Annotated in this window: 1 protein-coding gene; it reads left to right on the plus strand. The window is 69.7% G+C overall.

Going from position 1 to position 1,076, the window contains the following annotated elements; genetic code table 11:
- On the plus strand, positions 1-934 hold a 934-nt coding region (locus ACZ5CR_RS46990), incomplete at its 5' end, for a low temperature requirement protein A (RefSeq protein ID WP_468870195.1).
- Between the last annotated feature and the right edge of the window lie 142 nt (positions 935-1,076).

Consider the following 1,076-nt stretch of genomic DNA (forward strand, 5'->3'; position numbering starts at 1 on the left):
CGACAACGACGACGTGCTCTTCCGGGTCGTCACGCTCGTACAGATCGCCGGTGTGCTCGTCTTCGCCGCCGGAGTGTCCAAGGGGTTCGAGGAGCACGACTTCCTCCTCATCTGGCTCGGCTACCTGATCATGCGCGTCGCGCTCACCACCCAGTGGCTGCGCGTCGCCAAGTCGGCCACGGGCCCCGAGCGCACCACCGCGCTGCGGTACGCGTTCGGTGTGCTGGTCTGTCAGATCGGCTGGTCGGGGCTGCTGTTCCTGCCCGAGGACGCGCGGCCCTGGCTCTTCCTCGCGATGGCGATCCTCGAGATGTGCGTGCCGGTGTTCGCGGAGAAGGGCTACACCACGGCCTGGCATCCGCACCACATCTCCGAGCGGTACGGCCTGTTCACGATCATCGTGCTCGGCGAGACGATGGCGGCGGCGACCGTCGCCGTGAAGTCCGGAATCGAGGAGAACGACGCGCTCGGCGAGCTCCTGCCCGTCGCGGCGGGCGGCCTCCTGATGGTCTTCGCCGCGTGGTGGATCTACTTCGTCGTGCCCATCCACGGCCGTCTGAGCGCCAACCGCCAGGCCTTCCTGTGGGGGTACGGGCACTACTTCATCCTCGGCGCGGCCGCCGCGATCGGCGCCGGGCTGGAGGTCGCGGTCGAGGAGGCCGTCGGCAAGGCGCACGTCTCGACGCTCGCGGCGTCCGCCGCCGTGACCGTACCGATGGCGCTGTATCTCCTCACCGTCTGGCTGCTGCACTCCCGCTACTTCAAGGTGGGAATCGCCCAGCAACTCGTGCTGCCCGCCAGCGCGTTGGCGACCCTCGCGAGTACGTTCGCCGGCGGCTGGGCCGTGCTGGTCGCGGGGCTGGTGGCGACGGCCACCGTCGCGACCGGTGTGACGCTCACCAGCCGGATGGCCCGCAGGGAGACAGCCGCGTAACTCCCCCGCGTGATACGCAAGTCGGCATGGCTTCCTCAGATTCCCCCGATTCCCCCGACACCCGCGCCCCCCGAAACCCCGTCAACTCCCGCGCCCCCCTCAGCCCCCTCAACTCCCTCACCGACGTCCCCGGTCTGCGCGT

The sequence above is a fragment of the Streptomyces sp. NPDC031274 genome (genome assembly GCF_055570235.1).